Consider the following 23,747-nt stretch of genomic DNA (forward strand, 5'->3'; position numbering starts at 1 on the left):
CAGTATCTTGTATAGTGAGGCATGAAATGAAGAAAAAAGTTATCTTGATAGCGACATGTATTGCAGCGGTTTCGGCGGTACTTTTGATTTGCGGGTTTTCTTCGGGCTTTGGGGCGACAAAGGTCAGGACAGTTTCAGCCGGGCGAAAATCGGTTTCGGACAGCTACACAGAGGACGGCACCATAAGTCTCGGGGAAAGCTTCAAAGTGGTTTCTGAGGTGAGCGGTCCGGTTCGGGAAGTGGAGGTTTCTGAAAATCAGTTTGTGAAAAAGGGAACGGTTCTTTACAGCGTAGGAACCGATGACTACAGCTATGAACTTGAGGTTTTGAAGGCACAGCTTGCAGGTTATGAAGCTCAATTTGAAAAGGCAAAGGTGGGTAATGTCATGACCCTTAGCCCGGAGGAGTACCTTGAGGATCTCAGAAAACAAAAGGAAAGCGCAGCGGCTTCGCTTTCAGCGGCATCGTCTACCTATACGGCATATACTGAACTCTTTGCGGCCGGAGATGTGGCAAAGACTGACTACGAGGGCATAAGAGCTGAGTACGAGAATGCTGAAGCTGCATATCAGAGCGCCAGTTCCCGTTACAGTGAGGCGGCTAAATACCTTAAGGAACTGGAGGAGGAAGGAATGTCCGGAGAGGACATAAGAAAAGCATTTTACAACTCGGATTCAGATGCAATTGAAGCAAGCATTGAGGGGACCAAGGCTCAGATTGAAGAGCTTAAGACAAGGATAGACAAGTGCACGGTTGTTGCCCGGGAAGACGGTGTGATTTCGGAACTTCCTGTAAAAAACCTGTCGGTGGTATCTGCAGGTCAGGAAACCGCAGAGATAAAAACCCGGGCTACGCCTAAGGTGGAATCGGATGTACTGACCGCAGTAGCACCCTATCTTCATATAGGTGATGATGTAGACATTAAACTGTCCCTGAGAGGGAAGGATGAGGTCTATAAAGGGGTGATCTCTGAAATCTACGATTATGCCGAAAGAGGGACTTCGGCTCTCGGTACTGATGAGTACAGAGTTCATGTAGTGATGGAACTTCAGGAACCGGCAGAGGAAAACGAAGAATCCAGGAAGGGAGCGCTTGGTGCTTCTTCCGGAAATGAGTCAGTGGAGGAGGCTTTTAAAGGACGGGAGGGATACGGTGTCAATGTGACATTTTCTCTTTATGACGCCAGAGATGTTCTTACTGTTCCGGCTTCTTCGGTATTTGACTCGGGCGACCGGGATTATGTATATACTGTAGAAGACGGGAAGGCTGTAAAAACCGAGATCACCGTAGAATACCGGACAGCCTCTGACGTGGTGGTAAAGAGCGGTATCAATGTCGGTGACCGGATTATAGAGAGGGCGGACGACGAGGGTACATATGATGGCGCAAGGGTGAAGGGGTGAAACGGCATGACTTGCGGAGGTAAGTTCTGAGTCTCATGTAGATAATGCTTACAAAATAATTACAAATGTTAAGGAACAGACTTTTTTTGTAAAAGCCTGTTCCTTTTTTGTAGGGATAACTTCAACCAAAGTAAGGCGGATTTGGGGTAACATATAAAAACAGAGGGAGTGACGGTTGAAGGGAAAACTCATAGTGAGGGTGATGTCACATAGCCGGATATCACAGACCGAAGCGCCCGTAGGGAAGGTGTATTGCAGTATGAGAGAACGTAAGAGTAGAAAAAGGCATGACGAAACAGATGAGAGGAAGGAAATTCAGGAACTGAATGAATTCAGACAGGATTCCGTGGAATTCTTCTCAAAACATAAAAAGGTTCTTTGTATGGGCGGCGGGTTAACAGTGGCAGTTCTTCTGCTGTTCGGAACCATGACTTATCATTTTATGAATCGCACTGCTGTAAATGAACAGATTCAGCAGCAGGTGGCAGAAGTTGAGACCACCGGAGAGATCATAAAGATTACAAGCGACGAAGGCCTCACTGAGGCAGCGGGTGCGCAGAGTGAAGGTGCGGAAGAGAGTCAGGCGGGCACCGGTGCTTCGACTGATGCATCAGGTATGGCGGCTGCCGCAGGCGAAGATCAGGCTTCGAAGGCAGCTGCCGTATCAGGGGATTCTAAAAAAGCTGATTCCAACGGTTCGTCAAGTGCTGCATCAAAGGCTGATGCTTCTTCGGGAAACGCTGTGGCTTCAAAGGCATCAGGTAATAACGCGGATTCTTCAAAAGCCGGAAAATCCATTGCAGATTCAACAGTTAAGAGTACGGCAACAACTGAGATTTCCGATTCAACTCAGTCAACATCATCACAGAACGCAGGGGTATCACAGACTTCATCAGCACAGAACGGCGGTGCAGATCAGGGTTCGTCAGGTTCTTCCGGCGCTTCGCTTGGCATTGATATGTCAACTGCCAAGCTTGACAAGAGTTCAAACGGCAGCGGAACAAAAACCACAGAAACTCATATTCTTTTAAGCAATGAGCCGGTTATGGACGCGTCTTCCAAGGATAGTTCAGATTCTTCCGAGAAGATCGTTGAAAATTCAGGAGAAAAGGAGACTGTTGCGGAGACTTCGCAGCAGAAGCCAGAAAGTTCTTCTGATTCAAAGAGCAGTTCTGTAGAGACGCCGCTTTCCAAGAAGAAACTTACCGTACTTGTATATATGATCGGTTCATCTCTTGAAACCAAGTCCAACCTTGCGGCAAACAGCATAGTGACTATGTTATCTGCCAATGTTGATACAAAGGATGTAAACATTATCATCGAAACAGGCGGCACAAAGAAGTTCCACAATATCTCAACTGCAGATCAGAGCTTCGATTCTTCAAAGATTCAGCGCTGGATGGTGGATGGAACCAAACTTAAGTATCTTGGGGATGCGGGAGATGCGGAAGGCACCAGCATGACTTCAAAGGATACATTTGAAAACTTCCTTAAGTATGTGAAGAAGAACTTCCCTGCAGGCAGATATGAGGCGGTTCTATGGGGACAGGCCGGTGGCCCTGTCAGCGGATTCGGTTACGACGAGGTCAATACTTCAGCCGGACAGCTTGCGGTTTCAGATATTGCCGATGCACTTGGAAACACCGATATGGATCTTGACCTCATGGTGTTTGATGCCCGCCTCATGGGTGCTATGGAAACGGGATATGCATTATCGTCCCACGTTGATTATCTCATTGCGTCAGAGGACAATGAGTACTCAATAGGACTAAACTATACAAACTGGTTCAAGGGGTTGAGCAGCAATCCGTCCCAGTCGGCGGTTGATCAGGGCAAGCAGATACTTGATGATTTCATCAAGGTTAACAAGGGCAAGGGTGAAGGCAAGAATAATGTTGTTGCTGTATACTCGGTGGTTGACCTTAAGGCTCTGAAGCGAAACACTGCTGACAAGCTGAAGTATCTTGCAGAACTTCTGAGAGAGGCAGAGAAAACCGAGGACGGAAGAGATCATCTCAGACAGTCCGGAAAAGAGGCGTATGAATTTGCTGCAAGCTACAGCTATGATCTTGTAGATGTCTGCAGCTGGCTTTCTGCTATAGAAGAGAACTATTCCGGTGACGGAAAGGACGGCATTGACTACAGTGAGATAAGAAGTGCCGCAAAGTCACTGAAGACTGCAATTCAGAAAACCGTTGAAGTGTGCCGATATGTGACACCGGAGGATGACGGCGGAGTTTCGGGACTTACCATTTATTTCCCGCAGACAGATACTGATAAGGAAAAGGCACAGAATATGATTTCAAAGTATGAGGGACTTTCCTTCAGTACTTCCTATCAGCAGCTGATAAAGCAGTACTATTGATACTTTCCGGTTTCTTACTTACATAGATGACGGTGCAGAGGCGCTTGGCTTTTTGCTTCACATGTGCTTTACTGTCGAGCCGGTGTGCGTGAAAAGAACAACATTACAGAGTGCCGAATTTTTCGGCGGAGAAATTGTGCTCTTAGGAGATATTACACATAGAAATATCTGTGATTACGGAAGAATAACACATTATTCAAGGTTTTTAATGATATATATAAAATACTTGTCTTAAAGAGCAAAAAAGGAGGGTTGATTTTAAATCCTCCTTTTGTTATACTCGTAAAAATTTTATACAAAACACGTCAACCAGCTCCCTATCCTTTATTTCCAAATGATGTAAGGGTCTATGATTTTGACACTCACGTCATTCTTTTTCGGGATGTGAGCCCTCTAAAGCGCAGGCGATGCCGTACCGGTATCAGTTCTGTCTTTTGTTTTATTGAAAGGAGATTCCAATGGCCAAGATTATCGGCGATGGCATTACATTTGATGATGTACTTCTCGTTCCTCAGTATTCAGAGGTTGTACCCAATTCTGTTGATGTTTCAACTTATCTTACCAAGTCCATAAAGTTAAACATACCGTTTATTTCAGCGGGTATGGATACGGTTACAGAGCATCAGATGGCTATCGCCATGGCACGTTGCGGCGGTATAGGTATCATTCACAAGAACATGTCTATCGAACAGCAGGCAGAAGAGGTTGACATGGTTAAGCGTTCTGAGAACGGCGTTATCACAGATCCGTTCTTCCTCAGCCCTGAGCACACACTTAAGGATGCCAATGACCTTATGGCCAAGTTCAGAATCTCCGGTGTTCCTATCACAGTTGACCGCAAGCTCGTTGGTATCATCACAAACAGAGACCTTGTTTTCGAAGAGGATTTCAGCAAGCAGATCAAGGAGTGCATGACTTCTGAGAACCTTGTTACTGCAAAGGAAGGAACAACTGTAGAAGAGGCTAAGCAAATCCTTGCGAGAGCCAAGGTTGAGAAGCTTCCTATCGTTGATGATGACGGAGTTCTTAAGGGACTTATCACTATCAAGGATATCGAGAAGCAGATGAAGTATCCTAACTCTGCAAAGGATTCACAGGGCAGACTTCTTTGCGGCGCAGCTCTTGGTATCACTGCCAATGTTGTAGAGCGTGCAGCTGAGCTCGTAAAGGCACATGTTGACGTGGTTGTGCTTGATTCTGCTCACGGACACAGTGGAAATGTTATCAAGTGTGTATCTCTTCTTAAGGAGAAGTTCCCTGACCTTCAGATCATCGCAGGAAATGTTGCTACAGGTGCTGCAACAGAGGCGCTTATCAAGGCCGGCGCTGATTGCGTAAAGATCGGTATCGGACCTGGATCTATCTGTACAACACGAGTTGTTGCAGGTATCGGTGTTCCTCAGATCACAGCTGTTATGAATGCTTATGAGGTTTCATCAAAGTACGGAGTTCCTATCATCGCAGACGGTGGTATCCAGTACTCAGGTGATGTTGTCAAGGCTATCGCTGCAGGTGGAAACACAGTTATGATGGGTTCTGTATTTGCAGGCTGTGATGAGGCTCCGGGTGAGTTCGAGCTTTATCAGGGACGTAAGTACAAGGTATACAGAGGCATGGGTTCAATGGGTGCCATGAAGCAGAAGAACGGTTCGGCAGATCGTTACTTCCAGGCCAATGCCAAGAAACTTGTACCTGAAGGCGTTGAAGGACGTGTCGCTTACAAGGGTAAGGTAGAGGATACTATCTTCCAGTTTGTCGGCGGTTTGAGAGCAGGTATGGGTTACTGCGGTGCAAAGGATATCCCTACACTCCAGTCAACAAGCGAGTTCGTGAAGATTTCAAGTGCTTCTCTCAAGGAGTCACATCCTCACGATATCCATATCACAAAGGAAGCGCCTAACTACTCAGTTGAGGATAATGGCTAATATCCGTGTTTCATTGAAACACGGATGCCGCCCAGGTGATGGGAACCCCAGCCCATGAGAAGTCGCAGAGCGAGGGCTGGGGCTATATGGCAGGTCCCTTTTGGGGACCTGTCACGAGTGGCGAGGCTGGTTTCGGCTTTGACGAAATCAAACGAAAACGCCCTGCGCGATTTGTGGCAGATTCCCTTGGGAATCTGCCATGTAGCGTCAGTTAATGGCGTTTTCTCCTTGCTAATATCCGTGTTTCATTGAAACACGGATGCCGCCCAGTAAAATTCGCGTTTTTTCAATATAACATGTATAATAAAGGCTGTTCTGAAAGGAACAGCTTTTTTAATACTTTTCATTGGGAGGTCTCCATGATAGAAGGATATATTAGAGTTGCATCCGCCACACCGAAGATAAAGGTTGCGGATGTTTCATTCAATAAAGAAGCAATCATAAATAATATAGAAGAGGCTGAGAAGCAGGGAGTAAAGCTCATTGTATTTCCGGAGCTGACATTGACTGCATATACATGCGCAGATCTTTTCCATCAGACGATTCTCATAGAGAAGGCGGGGCAGGCCCTTGACGAACTTGCCGAAGTGACCGAAGGAAAGGATATGGTAGTGGTTCTGGGAACCATCTGGTTTACGGATCATAAACTATATAACTGCGCGGTTGTGCTTCATGACGGTCGTATTCTTGCAGTCATTCCCAAGAAGAATCTTCCGAATTACGGTGAGTTTTATGAGAGAAGATGGTTCACCCCGGGACATGAAGATGTCCGGTTTATATCTCATAAGTCAAAGGCTACAGGAGAAGTTTATGAGATTCCTTTCGGAACAAACATACTTCTTGAGGCATCCGATATTCCGGAGTTTGTTCTTGCAGCAGAAATCTGTGAGGATGTGTGGGTGCCGAATCCACCTTCAACAAACCATGCTCTCGCCGGAGCAACTGTCATCGCCAATACTTCAGCTTCAGACGAAACGGTAGGAAAAGACAGCTATCGTCGCGAACTTATCCGATCCACAAGTGCAAGACTTATGGCGGCCTATGTCTATACCAATGCCGGTGACGGAGAGTCAACAACCGATCTTGTATTCGGAGGACAGGACATCATTGCGGAAAACGGTTCGATAGTAAAGGAAGGAAAGCGTTTTGAGACAGGCCTTTATATCGCAGACATCGACCTTCAGAAGTTAGTGCAGGAGAGAGCAAGGGCAACCACATATCCTGAGGTTTCAGAGGGATTGAGAGACAGATATAAAGTGGTGGAATTTACATTTGAAACAAATAAAGCCGGAGGCGGAAAGGCTTCAGCCGGAGCACAGAGTTCTTTCGAGTCTTTTGGCGAGAGAGAAACCGCTGATGGGGCATCGGCATCTTCTGGCGATTCTGAAACATACAGAGTGATTGAAGAAGTAAATCACATTGCAAATGAAAGCGGTTCTTCAGAGGGCGAATACAATGGTATCTCAGAGGCGGAAAAACTTCGTGCCGATGCCGCGGATCTCAGAAGATTCATCGACCCGAAGCCATTCGTTCCGGGCAATGTGCAGGAAAGAACCAGAAGATGCGAGGAAATCTTCACCATTCAGGCTCTGGGACTTAAGAAGAGACTAGAGCATATCGGCTGTAAAACTGCCGTCATAGGCATTTCCGGGGGACTGGACTCTACCCTTGCTCTGCTCGTAACGGCGAGAGCTTTTGATATGCTTGGACTTCCGAGGGAAAATATCATTTCCGTAACCATGCCGGCTTTCGGAACAACCGACCGCACCTATAACAATGCTGTGACTCTGACAAAGCGCCTTCATGCAACATTACGTGAAGTGAACATAAAGGCTGCCGTAATGCAGCATTTTTCTGATATCGGACATGATCCTGAGGATCATTCCGTTACTTATGAAAATTCACAGGCGAGAGAGCGCACACAGATTCTCATGGATATCGCAAACCAGACGGACGGTATCGTTATCGGAACAGGTGATCTCAGCGAGCTTGCTCTTGGCTGGGCAACATACAATGGCGACCACATGTCCATGTATGCCGTTAATGTAGGTGTTCCGAAAACTCTTGTGAGATATCTTGTCAAGTTTGTTGCCGATACGTCGGAGGATAAGGACTTGAGTGCCTGCCTCAATGATATTTTCGATACTCCTGTGAGCCCTGAGCTTCTTCCGCCTACAGGGGACGGCCAGATATCACAGAAGACAGAGGATCTTGTGGGGCCTTATGAGCTTCATGATTTCTTCCTGTATCAGATTCTTCGTTTCGGATTCAGCCCCAGGAAGGTATATGCATTGGCGCTTAAGGCATTTTCTGAGGAAAACCAGAAGTCGGTTGGAATCGAACAGGTTGAGACATATGATGCTGAAACCATATACAAGTGGCTTAATAAATTCTACTGGAGATTTTTCTCTCAGCAGTTCAAGAGAAGCTGTCTTCCGGATGGACCAAAGGTAGGTTCTGTGGCAGTATCTCCGAGAGGAGACTTAAGGATGCCAAGTGATGCTGTAGTGAAATTATGGATAGAAGAGTTGAAAAAACTGTCATGAGCTATGCTCATGACAGTTTTTTGCTTATAAAACATTATGATCAGGTCGATATACTATAGAAATGGCTGATTGCAGTTTTCTGCATTTATGAAGTCAGCATCACATTGCCCACGAATGTGTGAGTTGGCGCGAATCAGTGGGTGGCAAATACTTTTGACATTCATGTCATGAAATGAGGGTAATATGAGTGAAATAAATGGTATTAATAAGTCTCTTGAGAGCAATGAAGAATCAAAAGATATTTTTGACAATGAGTTTATCGATGGATTCTCCGGATTTGAACCTATAACTGACCAGGATTTGAAGAAAGTTTTGGGCGGGCAGGATACTATGGTTAAAAGTGATCTGTTCTGATCATTCCGGTATGGACTGATGGTTTTGGAATATGGAAAAAAATAAACTCTTCAGAAAGAAAAGTTATGAGCATATCAATTCACCGGAGAAACTTGATCAGTTTCTTTCGATTCCGGGTCCCAATACATGGGCGCTTATCGCAGCATTGATCATAGCTGTCTCATCTGCGATCCTGTGGGGCATTTTCGGAAGTGTTCCGGAAACGGTGAGAGCCGTTGGAATCAGAACGCCGAAGGGGATAACCTGTTTTGTTTCGGCACAGGAGGCTCATCGTGTAAAGCCCGGAATGAAGATAATCATCAAGGATGATGATGACAGTATCGGCGGGATAGTGGATTTTGTGGGCATGAGTGTGTCTTATGACAATGCCGGAAAAGCCGTTAATGCTCCGTGGCTGCTTGAAAACAACCTTAATGAAACAGAGTGGGTAAGCTCTGTTATTGTAACAGTTAAAGACAATGATAAAGAAAAGCTTTCGGTCAATGCTGAACTGGATGCCAGAATCATTGTGGACGAAAGGACGCCATACGAAATACTGATGGAATGACTTATGGGGAGGCATATGAGTAAAATCAAAAATATTCCTGTAGTTATGATGATGGAGAATACAGAGTGTGGTGCCGCCTGTCTAAACATGATATTGGGATACTACGGAAAGTGGGTTTCTCTTGAACAGGTTCGTCAGGATTGTGCCGTAAACAGGGATGGCAGCAATGCTTTTAATCTGGTATGCGCTGCCAGAAATTACGGCCTGGTAGGCGGCGGATACCGGGCTTCTGTTGATGCGCTCAAAAATGTATCTGTTCCGTTGATACTTCACTGGAACTTCAAGCATTTTGTGGTTCTCTGCGGATTTAACAAGGATAATGTCGAGATCATCGATCCGGCCATGGGTAAGGTTGTAGTATCTATGGAAGAGTTTGATGTGTCCTATACAGGCGTGGTTCTGAAGCTTGAACCGGGGCCTGATTTCAAAAAGGAAGGTCACCGGGACACCGTTGAGAATTTTGTGCGGAGTAGACTGCAAAACTCCAGAAGAACATTTGCGGCAGCCGCAATATTCTCCATTCTGGTAGGACTGGGTGGTCTCATAAGTCCGTTTATCAGCAGAGTTTATCTTGATTACATTCTCACCGGTTCAAATGAAGAATGGTTTGAGGCTGTTATCGGATTTATGGCACTTACGTTCGGGTTCATTGGAATCGCATCTATAGTTGAAGCTATATACGGACTGCAGGTTGAAGCGAAACTTGGTGTCAATGCCGGAATAAGATTTATGTGGCATGTACTTCATCTTCCGGTGGAGTTTTTTAAACAGCGTTATGTGGGAGATGTGGTTCAAAGGCAGGAAAGTAATCAGAAGATTGCCAGAGTTCTCATAAAAAGTCTCGCACCGGTATTCATAGAAATATGTTTTACGATTTTCTTTGTGGCAGCCATGCTTCACTATTCGGTGGCGCTTACGTTTCTGGGTGTTTTTGTAATGTTCATAAACATTGTGGTGACACAAAGAGCGACTGCGGTGGACATAAACAGGAATCGCGCCCAGCTCCAGTACAAGGGGCGTATTGACAATACAACCATCGCGGGAATCGAAATGATAGAAACCATAAAAGCCTCCGGAACTGAAGATGAATACTTTGAAAGATGGGCGGGACTTCAGGCAAACTATCTGAACTATGGCAATACAACCCGCGGAGCCAGGCTTGAGGTACGTCTCGGATTTCTCAAGGACATCGCGAACTGGGCGGTTGTTATCGCCGGTGCATGGCTGATACTCAGTGATAACATTACAGTGGGAATGCTTCTTGCCATACAGGGGTTTCTCAGCAATGCGTCAACGCCATTACAGAACCTGATTTCTGTGGGACAGCAGTTTCATGAGCTTTCAAATGCCATAAACAGGGTTGAAGATGTAATGCGATATAAGGCGGATGTCCCTGAAACATTTGATGAAGAGATGGAGAAAGCCGGAATTGTTTTATCGGACAGTGACAAGGAAAAGGGAGACATTGAAAAGGATTATATAGTAGAGAATCTGTACAGAAATGAAGAACCGAAGAAATTAAGCGGGGCAATAGAGATTAAGAATGTGACATTTGGCTACAGCAGATTGTCGGAACCGTTTATAGAAGATTTTTCTTTAAAGGTTCCTGCGGGAGGAAGCGTTGCATTTGTAGGGTATTCAGGCTGTGGAAAGAGTACTATGGCAAAGCTTTTGTCCGGTCTGTACAAGCCCTGGTCAGGCGACATTCTTTATGACGGAAAATCCATAGATGATATTCCGAGGGATATATTTACCAGTTCCTTGTCGGTTGTCGATCAGGACATCGTGCTTTTTGAGGATGAGATTATCGAAAATATTTCTCTCTGGGACAAAACCATAGAGGATTTTGATGTTATCCTTGCCGCAAGAGATGCTCATATTCATGATGTGATAATCTCCAGAGAGGGTGGTTATCGAGGAATGATAAGAGAAAACGGCAAGAACTTTTCCGGAGGACAGAGACAACGAATAGAGATCGCCAGAGCTTTGGCGGAGGATCCTACTGTGCTTATTCTTGATGAGGCCACCAGCGCACTTGATGCAGAGACTGAATATAAGGTCATGGAGTCCATCAAGAAAAGAGGCATTTCCATAATAGTGATAGCCCATAGGCTTTCAACTATCCGTGAATGTGATGAGATAATCGTCATGGACAATGGCAAGATAATGGAGAGAGGAACTCATGATGAACTTATGGCAAGGAGCGGCAGGTATCGTCAGCTTATTATGATGGAGTAAAGAATGGGACTTCTTGATAATCAGATAAAAGCAAGAAGAAAAAATGATAATGATGCCATGGAGAAGGCGCTGGAAGAGCTCCGGGCGGCTGTGCTTGGAGAAGAACTGTTCTTCCAGAGTAAGGGTTCAAAGGAAGACGCCTTAAAAGAGATTCTTCTGTATTATGGGGTGAACTGCGAAGAGCCTCCAAGGATGCTTGAATCTTTTGAAGACAGAATGAATTATATGCTCAGCCCCACAGGTATCATGAAGCGACATGTGAAATTGTCCAAAGACTGGTGGGTACATGATGCAAATCCCATACTGGCCTATACAAAAAACGGTGGAGCATTGGCTCTTCTCCCGAAGAATTTCGGAGGATACCGGTGGTATGATTACAAATCCGGCAAATACATTAAGGCCGGCAGGAGTAATGTTGATATATTCACAGGAGATGCCATTATTTTTTACAGACCCATGCCTGTAAAGAAGATGACACTGATGGATTATTTCAAGTATATAGTAAAAGAAATAAGAGTATACCGGATTATATATTTCATTATTCTCAGTATGATGGTGAGTCTTATCGGACTGGCAACACCGGTTTTTACCAAAGTGATATTTAACTCAGTCATTCCTATGGAAAACGGACGGGCGCTTATGGTCATTGCAGCTTCTTTTTTGGGAATGCTTGTTTCCGCTATGCTGATAAAACTCGGAAAAGCATTGTCGCTGAGGACTATCCAGAGAAAAGCTGAGATAGCTTCGGAAGGCGGAATCATGGGAAGGGTTCTGAATCTTCCGGTGAGCTTTTTTGAAGAGCATAATTCCGGAGAGATGCAGCGGAGAATAATGGCCGGAAAAGAGATCGTTGATACAGCTATCAATATCGCACTTGCTGCCATAGTAGGAGCTGTGTTGGCTGTAATATATCTTTTTCAGATAATGGTGATGGTACCGAAACTTTTCCCTGTCACAATGGCTATAGTGGCCATACAGCTCTTTGTTTTTGTTCTCATCGCATGGATACAGCAGGACTGTAATTACGTTTTACTTGAAGTAAAGTCGAAGATAAACGGACTTACATATCAGCTTTTTTCCGGTATTCAGAAAATCAAACTTGCGGGAGCCGAGAAAAGAGCATTTGCCAAGTGGGCAAAACTGTTCAAAATGGAGTCTGACTGTAATTACAATGCACCGACTATAACCACGCTTCCCGTGGTTCTTGAAGAGTTTATCGTTTTGGCCGGGACGGTGGTGCTATGTGTGTCTGCTGTTGAACAGAAGTTGAGCGAGGCTGATTTTATGTCTTTTTATGCGGCCTTTTCGCTGTTTCAGGCATCTTTTTCGGCCTTGATATCTGTTGAAGGTGAAATCTGTATGATAGGACCGTTGAGCAGAGAACTTAAGCCGATCCTGGAGGCGGTTCCGGAGGTGGGAGAAAGCAAAAAACCTCTGGCCCGTATGACCGGTGGAATCGAACTCAGCAATGTGAGCTTCAGATACACTGAGGATGGCCCTTTAGTCCTAAAGGAAATTAATCTGAAAATACTTCCGGGGCAGTACATCGCAATAGTCGGACATACAGGCTGCGGTAAGAGTACATTGATTCGCCTTCTGCTTGGGTTTGAGAAACCGACAGAAGGAGGAATTTACTATGACGGCAGAGATCTTGACTCTATCGATCTGAAGAGGCTGCGCCGGAATATCGGGGTGGTGATGCAGGATGCACATCTTTTCGCCGGAACTATTTTCTCCAATATCTCCATTGCATGTCCGGGGCTCACCATGAAAGAAGCATGGAAGGCGGCGGAAATGGCGGATATAGCTGATGATATACGGGCGATGCCGCTGGGGATGATGACCTTAATATCTGAAAGCGGAGGCACCATATCAGGAGGACAGAGACAAAGGCTTATGATAGCGCAGGCCATCGCCTGCAAACCGAAGATTCTTATGTTTGATGAGGCAACCAGTGCTTTGGACAATATCTCCCAGGATCAGATAGCGGAGTCTCTTTCCGGACTTAAGTGTACCCGTCTTGTTATTGCACACAGATTGAGCACCATCAAAAAGTGCAATCGGATAATAGTTCTTGATAAAGGCGAGATAGTCGAGGACGGAAAATATGAAGAACTGCTTGAAAAAGGAGGACTTTTTGCGGATCTCATCAGGCGTCAACGGGTATATATCTGATATGTAGAATAAAGAGACACATTTTTTATAAAACCAGTTGAAAAAGTCTAAATAGTGAGCAATATTTATAGTGCGCACTCTTTAGACTTTTTTGTTGTCTTTTGGACTTTTCGGGATATAAATGTATGAGATTAAACATTCATCGAAAAGGTGGGCAGATAGGGGAGAAATTGGAAAGAATCACATCTACCGGAAACAAGTTCATAAAGGAAGTCAGGGAACTTGAAAAGAAATCAAGAGCAAGAAGAGACAGCGGGCTTTTTATCGCCGAAGGCGAGAGGCTGTGCAGTGAGATCCCTGCAGAAGAGATAGTCCGGGTATTTGTGACTTCCGATTATAAAGGACGTTTGCCGAAGGGCATGGTGACGGATAAAGATGGTCATGCAGCAGGCACCCGATCAGGAAAGGTTCCGGTATTCGAAGTATCATCTCAGGTGATGGAGTACATGTCGGATACCAAGACCAGTCAGGGCATACTTGCAGTTGTGAGACAGAAACATTATTCCGCTTTATCCGGTGATTTCTTTATCATCCTGGATACACTGCAGGATCCCGGCAATATGGGTACTGTTTTCAGAACGGCTGAGGCAGCAGGTGTTGATGGCATAGTCATGAATCGCAACTGCGTGGACATTTATTCGCCGAAGGTCGTAAGAGCAACCATGGGAGCCATGTTCCGTATGCCGTTTCTTATCTGTGACGATCTTTCTGCCGAAATACTCAGGATGAAGAGACATGGTGTTTCCGTATTTGCTGCTCATCTTAAAGGGAACAAGAATCATTGGGAGTTTGACTACACCGGTCCTACAGCATTTATGATCGGAAATGAAGGCAACGGTCTTTCTGATGAGATTGCATCATTGGCGGATTCTTATCTCAGGATTCCCATGAAGGGAGAAACAGAATCGCTAAATGCAGCTGTTGCAGCAACTGTATTGATGTATGAGGCAGTCAGACAACGCGCATAATTGAAGCCAAGGCAGGATATGACCTGCCGTGTAGCGTCAGTCATTCAGAGTGAAGCGTTGATTTAGTCAGTGTTTCCATAGATGTATTTCCCTGGTGGGGATACGGCAGTATGACCCGGGATCTGGGATATGAGCAGACGGGCTGACGTTCTAAACATGTGAGGAGGAAGCTATGATAGATTTGACCGGAAGAGATTTTCTGAAACTTCTTGACTATTCACCGGAGGAGATAAAGTATCTTCTCGATATTTCAGCGCGTCTTAAGGCTGAGAAAAAGGCCGGCGTAAAGGATGGAAAGCCTTTACATGGCGTGGATTTCACGGGCAAAAACATTGCTCTTATATTTGAGAAGAATTCCACAAGAACAAGATGCTCGTTTGAGGTTGCAGCTTCTGACCTCGGTATGGGTGTGACTTACCTGGGACCGAGCGGATCTCAGATCGGTCATAAGGAGTCTATAGCAGATACCGCCCGTGTACTCTCAAGGATGTATGATGGTATAGAGTACCGCGGTTTCGGACAGTCTGTTGTTGAAGAACTTGCAGAATATAGTGATGTCCCTGTTTGGAATGGACTTACCAATGAGTTCCATCCGACTCAGATGCTTGCAGATATGCTGACTATACGTGAGCATAAGGGCGAGCTCAAGGGACTTAAGCTTGTATATATGGGAGATGCCCGTTATAACATGGCGGATTCATATATGGTTACCTGCGCTAAGCTTGGTATGCATTTTGTGGCGTGTGCTCCTGAGGAGTACTGGCCTGATAAGGATCTTATCAAGACCTGTCAGGAGGTTGCCGCAGAGAACGATGCTATACTCGAGTTCACAGAGGATGTTGAGAAGGCCTGCACAGGTGCCGACGTGATTTGTACAGATGTATGGGTATCCATGGGTGAGCCTGATGAAGTCTGGGAGAAGAGAATAAAGGATTTAAGCCCGTATCAGGTTAATGCCAAAGCATTTTCATATGCCAAAGAGGATGCTATCTTCCTGCATTGTCTTCCTGCTTTCCATGACACAAATACAAGAATCGGAAAGCAGATTTATGAGAAATACGGACTTAAAGAGATGGAAGTTACAAATGAGATCTTTGAGTCTTCGCATAGCGTTGTATTTGATGAGGCTGAGAATCGTATGCATACGATCAAGGCGGTGGTTTATACAACACTTGGAGGAAAGTAAGGAGGTTAGATGGCAAAAGTTAATACCGTATCGAGGGGAACATCGAGACAGCTTGATTTCATACATATCGTACTGGGGATTACCATCGCAGTGATGGCGGTTATGGCATTTATCAATCCGGTAGAGAATATGGTGCTGTTTCCATTGATTTTCTTCGCGGCTGCAGCATTAAAGATCATAAGCGGCGTTACGGTGATCATAAACGCAAATTCAGATCATGACCGGAAGTTCCATTTTCGCGGATCCTTTCAGATTTTTGTGGGAGTAATCATATTGGGGATCGGGATCATTTCGGCTGTATCTATTTGGGGATAAAACAGCAAAAATCCGGGATAGCTTACCGGTGTCCGGTGGCTATAACCAAAAGGAGTTAGGATGGCTAATAAAAAGAATGTAGACGAGACAACTGCAAATGTTTCAGGCAAGAAGGAACTCAGCAAGGAGGAACTTGTAAAGAAGATAGAGCAGCTTTGCAAGAAGGCTCAGAAGAACAAGAACTCTATTGATCAGGCAGAGATCAATGATATGTTTGCTGAGGACAATGTTACTGAAGAGCAGATGGACAATATCGGACGTTTGATCGAGAACAGGGGCATTGAGATCAATCCGATAGTGGATGAGAGTCTTCTGAAGGTTATGGAGACGGGGGCACTTCCGGTTGATTCAGATGATGATATCGAGCCTATAGATGATGAGCTCGAGAAAGAGGAAGAGGAAAATGTAGACCTGGATGCTGTAGATCTTCTTGATGGTATCGGTACAGAGGATCCTGTACGTATGTACCTGAAGGAGATAGGAACGGTTCCTCTTCTTACAGCTGAAGATGAGTACAATCTCGCCATGAGAAAGGCAAACGGAGATGAGGATGCCAAGCAGCGCCTTATCGAAGCCAATCTTCGTCTTGTGGTTTCGATCGCAAAGAGATATACAGGCCGTGGCATGAGTTTCCTTGATCTGGTTCAGGAGGGAAACCTCGGACTTATCAAGGGTGTAGAAAAGTTTGACCCTGAGAAGGGATTCAAACTTTCCACATATGCAACATGGTGGATACGTCAGTCTGTAACAAGAGCTCTGGCTGATCAGGCCAGAACCATACGTGTGCCTGTTCATATGGTTGAGACCATAAACAAGATGTCAAAGATGCAGCGTAAGCTTACACTTGAACTTGGATATGAGCCGAGTGTAAAGGAACTTGCGGAGCATCTGGATATGACTGAAGAGAAAGTTCAGGAGATCATGCAGATCGCACGTGAGCCGGCTTCACTTGAGACACCTATCGGTGAAGAGGATGACTCTAACCTTGGCGATTTCGTTGCGGATTCCAATGTTGTATCACCTGAGGGTAATGTTGAATCTGTTATGCTCCGTGAGCACATCGATACTTTGCTTGGAGATCTCAAAGAACGTGAGCGTCAGGTCATCGTGCTCAGATTCGGTCTGGAGGACGGACATCCGAGAACACTTGAGGAAGTTGGCAAAGAGTTCAATGTAACCCGTGAGCGTATACGTCAGATCGAAGCAAAGGCACTTCGCAAGCTTCGTAATCCGGTTCGTTCAAAGCGTATCAGAGATTTCCTTCAGTGATGCCTGAGCGAAATGACGTGAGTACCAAAAGTTGACATCGAATCGTTACGTGCAGTGCGCTTTCACGATTCTCCCACATTTGTGCGAACACAAGTGTGAGATAGACTTATGACACTTATGCCATAAAATAAGATGTATTGTATAAAATCAGCCGACTCATATGTGAGTCGGCTGATTTGGGGTATAATAAAACAAACCTGATATAGGAGAAAGAAGTGGAATATATCAAACCCGAACCAAATAAAAAGAATTATCAGCAGCTTTTGGAGAAGATCATTGAGACGTGGCAGAAGGATCCGGAAAAGTCAGAGCGAAGGCCACGGCTTCTCATGCATAGCTGTTGCGCACCCTGTTCCAGTGCAGTTCTTGACTATCTTTGCCGGTATTTTGACATTACCCTTTTCTACTATAATCCAAACATCTCTACGGAGAAGGAGTTTATGCACAGAGTATCCGAGCTTAAAAGACTTATTCATGAGATGGAAATCGATGTTGAGCGCTATGATGAAGATGGCAAACGCCTTGGGGCCGTATCAGTAGTGGTGCCGGATTACGATCATAAGGAATTTCTTGCCATAGCGAAAGGACATGAAAAGGATCCGGAAAGAGGAGAGAGATGCCATCTTTGTTATCGACAGAGACTGGAAAAGACTGCGGATTATATGGATGAGATACGTTCAAAGGCAGAAAATGCTGCCGACGGCGAGGTCTTGCCCTATGATTTTTTTTGTACGACACTTACCATTTCTCCGATGAAGTCTGCTCAGATACTTAATGAGATAGGCGAAGAGGTTGGAGCCGGTCATGGAGAGAGTTTTCTGCCATCTGATTTCAAGAAAAAGGGCGGATATCAGAGGTCTATAGCACTTTCAAAGGAATATGATCTGTACAGACAGGACTTTTGCGGATGTGAGTTCTCGAAAGCAGCAAGCGAAAGAGAACGTGCGGAGCGAAAGATGAGAGATGATAAATAGGGAAATGCTGATTAGCAATTAGTGATATTGGGTGCCGACATTGACTTTGTATCAAAATCCTGTGCAAGAGCAATAAAAGTGGAATTTAGATTTGATTCGAGTTATAATCTATTCGGAAAATTGGGCAGTAAATCATTTTCATGATTTATATTTCTCCACGCACATCAAAGAATTATTATTTTTAAGAGGATGGCAAATGGTATCAGGCGAAGTAACCGTAGTAAATGAGTCGGGATTACATCTCAGACCGGCAGGAGTATTGACACAGACCTGCATCAAATATAAGAGTAACATTTACCTTTATAACGGTGAAAGGAAAATAGTTGCTAAATCAGTTCTCAATGTTATGGCGGCAGGCGTAAAGAAGGGCGCACATCTCAGAGTTGAGTGTGAAGGTCCGGATGAACAGGAAGCTCTTCAGGCTGTTATAGAGGCTATTTCTTCAGGACTTGGAGAGGGTGTTGTGTATACCAGCGAGGACAGAGTTTTTTGATGAAACTCTAAAATTTTCAGAAACTTGGTATTTTCTGTTATTAAATGACTGATAATGGACGAGATACACCTATAAATTTTTTTCTGAATATTGGTTTGTAAGCGGGTAACGGGCACTTGTTTGGGGTGTTGGTTATCTGAATTAAAAAAGCGCGGCCGGGAGTGAGCTCCCGGCCGCGTTCTATATTATTGTATAAAGCCCGGTCACGAAGAAGTACACTGAATGCCGGCATTCAGTGTACTTTTTCTTTAGTGACACTCACGTCATATGATTACAGTTCCTCAATAGCTTTTACAGCGTCCTTTAACTCAGGAAGCTCGATGGCTTCTACAGCACCGGCGTCCATATATGCCGAATTCTTAGGATCCATAGGAAGCTTTGCAAGTACCTTCAGATTGTGCTCGGCAGCTACTTCATCGATGTGGCTCTCGCCGAAGACATTGATCTGTTCGCCGCAGTGAGGACACTTAAGGTAGGACATGTTCTCGATGAGACCGATGATTGGTACATTCATCTTGGCTGCCATGTTAACTGCCTTTGTTACGATCATGGAAACAAGCTCCTGAGGAGATGTCACGATGATGATTCCATCTACAGGAAGTGACTGGAATACGGTAAGAGGTACATCGCCTGTTCCTGGTGGCATATCTACGAACATGAACTCTATATCCTTCCAGTTAACCTCTGACCAGAACTGCTTTACAGCCTGTGCGATGAGTGAACCTCTCCAGATGATAGGATCTGTCTCATTCTCCAGAAGGAGATTGGCTGAAATGATCTCGATACCGTTGGCTGACTTGTCAGGGATCATTAACTTTCCGTCAATAGTTACACCTACACCGTCATTGGCAAGACCGAAGGCCTTAGGGATTGATGGTCCTGTGATATCTGCATCAAGGATAGCAGTTTTGAAACCGTCCTTGTTTGTTGCTGAAGCAAGAAGAGATGTTACTGTAGACTTACCTACACCACCCTTGCCGGAAACAATACCGATAACTTTTTTTACGCTGCATCCATCAGCGAGTTTTGCTTTAAGATCCGGAGCTGCTCCGTTACGGGAAGGACAGTCGCTGCCGCAGGAACTGCAATTGTTGTTGCATGAACCGGGTGTCTGGTTTTCTAATTCTGCCATATATCTAAACTCCTTTCGGCACCTTTTGTACTTAGTGTTCGTGGTGCTTCGAAATATAAGCGGAATCTCTTTGATAGCGCTTAATGAATAATTCTACCATAGAAAAAAGCCCTCGTCCATGAGACGACGGCTTTTAGATTGCACAAAATTTTATGACGTGAGTGTTCAGCAACACATTGCACACGAATATGTGCGTTAGCGCTAATCAGTGAGTGGCAAATACTTTTGACACTCACGTCATTTTATTAATCTGAACAGTTCTTCATTGGATAGAGATTTAATCAGGAACAGGAGGGCAGCCATTTAAAATCGGGGCCCTTCATCGGAAAAATCTGTAACAGACCCCCTAAGATAAATTAAGCCCTCACCAATCGTCAAAGTTTTCCTGATGAAAACTTTGACGTTGGCGAGGGGTATAAGGAAAAGTTACTAAATTTATCTAAAGGGTTCTGTTACGATTTTTCACGACTCAGCTTTACGGTTTTAAATGGCTGCCTTCCTGTTCTGATCAGAATTCAATGCTCCGCTGAAATTGTTACAATTAATCCAATACACTGAGGAAAGCATCAAGAGACTTTGAAGTGTTTCCTGAATTGAAAACAAAACCGATGTTTCTTGACGGGATAGGAAGCTGTAAAGGCAATTCAATAAGTGAACCTTCATCAAGTTCCTTCTGAACCAGCTCACGAACTACACAGCTTACACCGATGCCGATCTTGGCGAACTCGATGAGAAGGTCCATGGTTGTGACCTCAAGAATCTGAGAAGGCTCAATGTTCATGGCCTTGAAATAGTCATCTATGTGTCGTCTAGTCATGTTGTTCTGATCGAGAAGCATGAGATTTGCCTCTTCGAAGACATTGAAATCAGGACCGCAGATGGATTTGAGATTCTCAAGATACTGAGGAGTTGCAACGAAAACATCGTGAATCTGTCTTGAGTGAACAAAACGCATCTCAGGGCGTCTTGACTTAGGCTCTGCAGTAAGACCTACATCAAGCTTTTTGGCTTCGATAAGACCGAGTGTAGTTGCAGTTGCCTGAGTGTTGATGGATACACGGATATTCGGGAACTTCTCCATGAACTTCTGAAGATACGGGAGAAGAATGTAACGGCAGAGTGTAGTGGAAACACCGATCTGGATGTGTCCGATATTGAACTCCTTCATGCGCTTAAGTTCAACTTCGGCATTATTGATATTGTCAAAGGCATCCTTGATATACTTATAGAGTATCTGTCCCTCTTCAGTCAGAGTAACTCCTCGTGAGTTACGATTGAACAGCTTGGTGTCGAGACCATCCTCGAGTTTGACTATGGACTTGGAAATCGCCGGCTGTGAAATATAAAGTTTCTTTGCAGCCTTGGAAATGTTGCCGCAGCTTGCAACTTCGTAGAAGATCTTGTAGCCTGATAAATTCTGATCCATGTGAGATACCTTCTTTCTTTTGGGGTCTGCCAGCCCATTGAGATTTCGTTTTGCGAAGGGCTGATACTGTATGCCGTGTTATCGGGTGAAACCTGAAACATCCGCTATGATGATGGAAATGATGACTGCAATTGATAAGTACGCAGCAAGTGTCGATATATGTTTTTGAGATGGTGAACAGAATCAGACTCTGTAACGCTTTAACTCTTTGCAGTATCAAATTATCAGTACTATAACACACATCTGTGTCATAACACAAGATTATAATTAATGAGATATTGAACAGATATTAAGAATAGTGGTGAAGATAACCGTCAAATGTGATAACTATTGAGTATAATAATCATCAAAAACATATATTAGAATTATATAAGCACAGATGATATAGTGGGATTATCAAAACTGTTTGTGCATTTTTCTACTATAATATATTCATACAGGAGAAAAATATGGGAAAAGTGTTTAAATATGGAAAAGATGTTGATACAGATCAGATCATAGCATCACAGTATCTGCTTTATCCGACTATAGATGAGATGAAAGAGCATACATTTGAGTCACTGGACTCTGAATTTGTGGCCAATGTCAAACCCGGGGACTTCATCGTTGCGGATGAAAATTTCGGCTGCGGTTCCTCAAGAGAGCAGGCGCCGGCAGTGCTTAAGGCATGCGGGATCAAGGCAGTGCTGGCAAAGTCATTTGCACGTATTTTCTATCGTAATTCTATCAATCTTGGCGTGCCTGTCATCGTTTGCAGCGAGGTTTATGACCATGTTGAGCGTGGAGATGAACTGGAACTCAATATGGAAGAGGGCTATGTGGAAGTAAAGGGTGTAAAGTATGCCTGCACCAAAGTGCCTGCTTATATGAAAGATATTCTGGATCAGGGAGGACTCCTTAAATCACTTGATAAGTGATGTAAGGTGTTTGCTTAGGGAAACGCTGATTAAAGCCGTTTCCCGAGGCCGGATTTTCGGTGCGAAGCATCGGTTTTCTTTGGGAATCCGTGTCCCTGCGCCGGAGGTTCTTAGGAAAAACCGAGTTAATCAACGTTTCCCCTGGATATTTGATTACTGCTTACGGACAATCATTATAACGGGGCAGAATGGAGAAGTTTTATGGGAATGACTATAGCTGAAAAGATAATTGCAAGAGCGGCAAAGGTTCAAGAAGCTCACGCAGGTAACATATATGTGGTGGAACTTGACCATCTAATGAGTAATGATGGCACCACCCACCTTACTATAGATATGTTCAACAAACTGAAGAATAAAAAGATCTATGATAAGTCAAAGCTTGTTTGGATAGTGGATCACAATGTTCCCTGCGACAGTCCGAAGACCGCCGCATCACAGAAGAAGATGCGCGATTTTGCAAAGGAGCATGGCATTACCTTCCATGAAGGTGACGGAATCTGTCATGAGCTTATGATTGAGAAGTATGTCAATCCAAAGGAGCTTATATTTGGCGCAGACAGTCACACCTGCTCTTATGGTGAGCTTGGTGCTTTCGGAACAGGCGTCGGATGTACCGACTACCTTTACGCCATGGTTACAGGAAAGTCATGGGTGCTTTGCCCGGAGACTTTGAGATTTAACTTTACGGGAGCTCTTCAGAATGGTGCAACCGCAAGAGATCTCATTCTTACCATCATCGGTCGTATCGGTGCCAACGGTGCAAACTACAAGGCGATGGAGTTTGCGGGACCCGGTATGAAGAATCTGACGATGTCCGACAGAATCTGTATCTGCAATCTCTGCGTTGAGGCCGGAGCAAAGACAGCTCTTATGGAAGTCGACGATATAGCAAAAGCATATCTCAAAGAGCATGGACGTGAGGAGGCGGATGGTTTCGTAAGTGATGAGGATGCTGTATTCGAGAAGGTCTATGACATTGACCTCTCGGAGATAGTTCCGGTGGTTGCAAAACCTCATTTTGTTGATAATGTTTCTCCGGTTAAGGAAGCAGGCGAAGTTAAGATTAATGAAGCCTTTTTGGGATCATGCAACAATGGACGAATCGAGGATCTGAGACTTGGCGCTTCTATCATAAAGGGAAAGAAAGTGGCAGAAGGTGTGAGATTCCTTGTCTCTCCGGCAAGCCGTGATGTCTATGATCAGGCTATGGAAGAGGGAATCATCGAGACATTTATGGATGCAGGAGCCATTGTGGTGAATCCGAACTGCAGTGTCTGTTGGGGAAGCTGCCAGGGTGTGATAGGTGAGGGCGAGGTTCTTATCAGCACGGGAACCCGTAATTTCAAGGGTAGAGCGGGAGACAAGAACTCCTTTGTATATCTTGGGTCAGCGGCAACAGTAACGGCTTCTGCTGTGGCAGGAAAGATCGTAAAAGCAGATATGATATGAAATCAAAGCTGAAGCTTGGACGAGATGATTCAGGAGCCTATCACACTTTTGGACGTAAGATCATA

At 44.7% G+C, this 23,747-nt stretch carries 19 protein-coding genes; 17 read left to right on the forward strand and 2 right to left on the reverse strand.

Annotation, left to right across the window (positions count from 1 at the left end):
* Window positions 1-26 precede the first annotated feature (26 nt).
* From BM294_RS00125 to BM294_RS00185, 15 genes are all read left to right on the forward strand, one after another.
* Complete coding sequence (locus BM294_RS00125) at window positions 27-1,403, forward strand: efflux RND transporter periplasmic adaptor subunit (RefSeq protein WP_091203791.1); 1,377 nt, start codon at window positions 27-29, stop codon at window positions 1,401-1,403.
* 259 nt (window positions 1,404-1,662) lie between these two features.
* Window positions 1,663-3,768: a clostripain-related cysteine peptidase gene (locus tag BM294_RS00130; RefSeq protein WP_175494365.1), complete on the forward strand. Its 2,106-nt coding sequence runs from the start codon at window positions 1,663-1,665 to the stop codon at window positions 3,766-3,768.
* A gap of 458 nt (window positions 3,769-4,226) precedes the next feature.
* Window positions 4,227-5,693: an IMP dehydrogenase gene (gene guaB, locus BM294_RS00135; RefSeq protein WP_091203796.1), complete on the forward strand. Its 1,467-nt coding sequence runs from the start codon at window positions 4,227-4,229 to the stop codon at window positions 5,691-5,693.
* A 38-nt stretch (window positions 5,694-5,731) separates the two neighbouring features.
* On the forward strand, window positions 5,732-5,908 hold the full coding sequence (locus BM294_RS15750) for a hypothetical protein (protein WP_175494368.1): 177 nt from the start codon (window positions 5,732-5,734) through the stop codon (window positions 5,906-5,908).
* Window positions 5,909-6,052: 144 nt separating this feature from the next.
* Window positions 6,053-8,239: an NAD(+) synthase gene (locus tag BM294_RS15755; protein WP_242944361.1), complete on the forward strand. Its 2,187-nt coding sequence runs from the start codon at window positions 6,053-6,055 to the stop codon at window positions 8,237-8,239.
* 183 nt (window positions 8,240-8,422) lie between these two features.
* Window positions 8,423-8,593 carry a hypothetical protein gene (locus BM294_RS15760; RefSeq protein WP_175494370.1) on the forward strand — a complete coding sequence of 57 codons (171 nt, stop codon included), beginning with the start codon at window positions 8,423-8,425 and terminating at the stop codon, window positions 8,591-8,593.
* A 31-nt stretch (window positions 8,594-8,624) separates the two neighbouring features.
* Window positions 8,625-9,140, forward strand: coding sequence for a hypothetical protein (locus tag BM294_RS00145; RefSeq protein WP_091203799.1), 516 nt, complete (start codon window positions 8,625-8,627; stop codon window positions 9,138-9,140).
* A gap of 15 nt (window positions 9,141-9,155) precedes the next feature.
* Window positions 9,156-11,378: an NHLP family bacteriocin export ABC transporter peptidase/permease/ATPase subunit gene (locus BM294_RS00150; protein ID WP_091203801.1), complete on the forward strand. Its 2,223-nt coding sequence runs from the start codon at window positions 9,156-9,158 to the stop codon at window positions 11,376-11,378.
* A 3-nt stretch (window positions 11,379-11,381) separates the two neighbouring features.
* Window positions 11,382-13,553 (forward strand): ATP-binding cassette domain-containing protein, encoded by a 2,172-nt coding sequence (locus tag BM294_RS00155; protein WP_091203802.1) that lies wholly within the window; start codon window positions 11,382-11,384, stop codon window positions 13,551-13,553.
* A gap of 170 nt (window positions 13,554-13,723) precedes the next feature.
* A complete protein-coding gene (locus BM294_RS00160; protein ID WP_242944362.1) occupies window positions 13,724-14,521 on the forward strand; it encodes a TrmH family RNA methyltransferase in 798 nt (265 codons plus the stop codon).
* 175 nt (window positions 14,522-14,696) lie between these two features.
* Window positions 14,697-15,707, forward strand: a complete 1,011-nt coding sequence (gene argF, locus BM294_RS00165) for an ornithine carbamoyltransferase (RefSeq protein WP_091204129.1) — start codon at window positions 14,697-14,699, stop codon at window positions 15,705-15,707.
* A 9-nt stretch (window positions 15,708-15,716) separates the two neighbouring features.
* Window positions 15,717-16,022: a DUF6637 family protein gene (locus BM294_RS00170; protein WP_091203805.1), complete on the forward strand. Its 306-nt coding sequence runs from the start codon at window positions 15,717-15,719 to the stop codon at window positions 16,020-16,022.
* A gap of 60 nt (window positions 16,023-16,082) precedes the next feature.
* Window positions 16,083-17,291 (forward strand): RNA polymerase sigma factor RpoD, encoded by a 1,209-nt coding sequence (gene rpoD, locus BM294_RS00175; protein WP_091203806.1) that lies wholly within the window; start codon window positions 16,083-16,085, stop codon window positions 17,289-17,291.
* A gap of 215 nt (window positions 17,292-17,506) precedes the next feature.
* The gene (locus tag BM294_RS00180) at window positions 17,507-18,265 is read left to right on the forward strand and encodes an epoxyqueuosine reductase QueH (protein WP_242944363.1); all 759 of its coding nucleotides are present in this window, start codon (window positions 17,507-17,509) and stop codon (window positions 18,263-18,265) included.
* Window positions 18,266-18,461: 196 nt separating this feature from the next.
* Window positions 18,462-18,758, forward strand: a complete 297-nt coding sequence (locus BM294_RS00185) for an HPr family phosphocarrier protein (RefSeq protein WP_091203808.1) — start codon at window positions 18,462-18,464, stop codon at window positions 18,756-18,758.
* Window positions 18,759-19,029: 271 nt separating this feature from the next.
* On the opposite strand, the gene BM294_RS00190 is transcribed toward BM294_RS00185, so the two are convergent.
* Window positions 19,030-19,890 (reverse strand): Mrp/NBP35 family ATP-binding protein, encoded by an 861-nt coding sequence (locus BM294_RS00190; RefSeq protein ID WP_091203810.1) that lies wholly within the window; start codon window positions 19,888-19,890, stop codon window positions 19,030-19,032.
* 541 nt (window positions 19,891-20,431) lie between these two features.
* The gene (locus BM294_RS00195; RefSeq protein WP_091203811.1) at window positions 20,432-21,316 is read right to left on the reverse strand and encodes a LysR family transcriptional regulator; all 885 of its coding nucleotides are present in this window, start codon (window positions 21,314-21,316) and stop codon (window positions 20,432-20,434) included.
* Between the two features lie 449 nt (window positions 21,317-21,765).
* Here BM294_RS00195 and BM294_RS00200 point away from each other — a divergent pair, with 449 nt between their 5' ends.
* Together BM294_RS00200 and BM294_RS00205 are read left to right on the forward strand one after the other, a co-directional pair.
* Window positions 21,766-22,233 (forward strand): LeuD/DmdB family oxidoreductase small subunit, encoded by a 468-nt coding sequence (locus tag BM294_RS00200; protein ID WP_091203813.1) that lies wholly within the window; start codon window positions 21,766-21,768, stop codon window positions 22,231-22,233.
* 201 nt (window positions 22,234-22,434) lie between these two features.
* Window positions 22,435-23,682: a 3-isopropylmalate dehydratase large subunit gene (locus BM294_RS00205; protein WP_091203814.1), complete on the forward strand. Its 1,248-nt coding sequence runs from the start codon at window positions 22,435-22,437 to the stop codon at window positions 23,680-23,682.
* The last annotated feature ends 65 nt before the right edge of the window (window positions 23,683-23,747 follow it).

The sequence above is a fragment of the Oribacterium sp. WCC10 genome (assembly GCF_900113415.1).
Taxonomy (GTDB): Bacteria; Bacillota; Clostridia; order Lachnospirales; family Lachnospiraceae; genus Oribacterium.

Coding starts and splice junctions, on each gene's coding strand:
- BM294_RS00145 (WP_091203799.1), top strand. CDS start 8,625: ATGGAAAAAAATAAACTCTTCAGAAAGAAAAGTTATGAGCATATCAAT.
- BM294_RS15760 (WP_175494370.1), top strand. CDS start 8,423: ATGAGTGAAATAAATGGTATTAATAAGTCTCTTGAGAGCAATGAAGAA.
- BM294_RS00185 (WP_091203808.1), top strand. CDS start 18,462: ATGGTATCAGGCGAAGTAACCGTAGTAAATGAGTCGGGATTACATCTC.
- BM294_RS00155 (WP_091203802.1), top strand. CDS start 11,382: ATGGGACTTCTTGATAATCAGATAAAAGCAAGAAGAAAAAATGATAAT.
- BM294_RS00195 (WP_091203811.1), bottom strand. CDS start 21,316: ATGGATCAGAATTTATCAGGCTACAAGATCTTCTACGAAGTTGCAAGC.
- BM294_RS00130 (WP_175494365.1), top strand. CDS start 1,663: ATGAGAGAACGTAAGAGTAGAAAAAGGCATGACGAAACAGATGAGAGG.
- BM294_RS00205 (WP_091203814.1), top strand. CDS start 22,435: ATGGGAATGACTATAGCTGAAAAGATAATTGCAAGAGCGGCAAAGGTT.
- BM294_RS00190 (WP_091203810.1), bottom strand. CDS start 19,890: ATGGCAGAATTAGAAAACCAGACACCCGGTTCATGCAACAACAATTGC.
- guaB (WP_091203796.1), top strand. CDS start 4,227: ATGGCCAAGATTATCGGCGATGGCATTACATTTGATGATGTACTTCTC.
- BM294_RS15750 (WP_175494368.1), top strand. CDS start 5,732: ATGGGAACCCCAGCCCATGAGAAGTCGCAGAGCGAGGGCTGGGGCTAT.
- rpoD (WP_091203806.1), top strand. CDS start 16,083: ATGGCTAATAAAAAGAATGTAGACGAGACAACTGCAAATGTTTCAGGC.
- BM294_RS00150 (WP_091203801.1), top strand. CDS start 9,156: ATGAGTAAAATCAAAAATATTCCTGTAGTTATGATGATGGAGAATACA.
- BM294_RS15755 (WP_242944361.1), top strand. CDS start 6,053: ATGATAGAAGGATATATTAGAGTTGCATCCGCCACACCGAAGATAAAG.
- BM294_RS00170 (WP_091203805.1), top strand. CDS start 15,717: ATGGCAAAAGTTAATACCGTATCGAGGGGAACATCGAGACAGCTTGAT.
- BM294_RS00200 (WP_091203813.1), top strand. CDS start 21,766: ATGGGAAAAGTGTTTAAATATGGAAAAGATGTTGATACAGATCAGATC.
- BM294_RS00125 (WP_091203791.1), top strand. CDS start 27: ATGAAGAAAAAAGTTATCTTGATAGCGACATGTATTGCAGCGGTTTCG.